The sequence below is a fragment of the Sphaerimonospora mesophila genome (assembly GCF_001417795.1).
GTDB lineage: Bacteria > Actinomycetota > Actinomycetes > Streptosporangiales > Streptosporangiaceae > Sphaerimonospora > Sphaerimonospora mesophila.
The window spans coordinates 1-830 of sequence record NZ_BCBX01000015.1 but is presented as its reverse complement, the minus strand read 5'-3'; the positions used below and the strand labels follow the sequence as shown (position 1 = coordinate 830).

1 protein-coding gene is annotated in these 830 nt (G+C 67.6%); it reads left to right on the top strand.

The genetic code is table 11. From position 1 onward, the window contains the following. Positions 1 to 351: 351 nt before the first annotated feature. Complete coding sequence (locus tag AP234_RS38300; protein ID WP_431997912.1) at positions 352 to 738, top strand: C40 family peptidase; 387 nt, start codon at positions 352 to 354, stop codon at positions 736 to 738. Positions 739 to 830: the final 92 nt, after the last annotated feature.

The window sequence follows — 830 nt, the reverse complement described above, 5'->3', positions numbered from 1 at the left end:
AGGGCCGCAAACGCTGGGTCACTCGCTGGAAGGCCGCCCTCAACGCCTTCGCCATCACCTTCGAAGGCCGGCTATCCCCGGCCTCGCGATAGAAGAAATCAGCCGCGAGTTACACCGTTGACTGGACGGACCCAGGCGCCGGTTCAGATCGGCTCCGGGCGGGGCGCGATCGCGGTCAAGGCCGTGCTGAGCGTGCTCGGTGTGCCCTACTCCTTCTCGGGAGTTCCAGCCGGGGGCGCGGAGTTCATGCTTCGCGCTTGTACAGCTCAAGTAGCCGGCGCTGAACAATCTGGGTCTGCGACAGGCGTGGCACAAGGATCAGCAGGGCGCGTCCCCCCGCGCTGCCGCGTGGTGGCGAACGTGGTGGGGTTCGCGCTGGCTCAGACGGGCAAGCCGTATCGGTGGGGCGCGACGGGTCCAAGCTCCTTCGACTGCTCGGGACTGGCGATGAAGGCGTACGCCGCCGCAGGGGTACGGATCCCCCGAACCACTTTCGAGCAGTGGCCGTTCGGCGTCCGCGTTCCGGCGGGCCAGGAGCAGCCCGGCGATCTGGTGTTCTTCAACAGCGGACCGGGCAGTTCGTCGGAGCGGCCAGGCCATGTCGGGATCGTCGTGGGCGACGGCAAGATGGTCGAGGCCCGGTGCACCCGATGCGGGCCGATCACGGTTGCGTCGTATCGGAGCGGGCGGCCGGTGGTTGGGTTCACCCGGCCGTGGGCAACTGCGTCAGCGAAGTAAAACGGCGCACATCAGTGGTAAGCAAGGCTCGGTGCCGGTAGAGGAACATGCCGTCCGTCCCGTCGTACGCCCTGGCCGTACGGCCCTCTTAG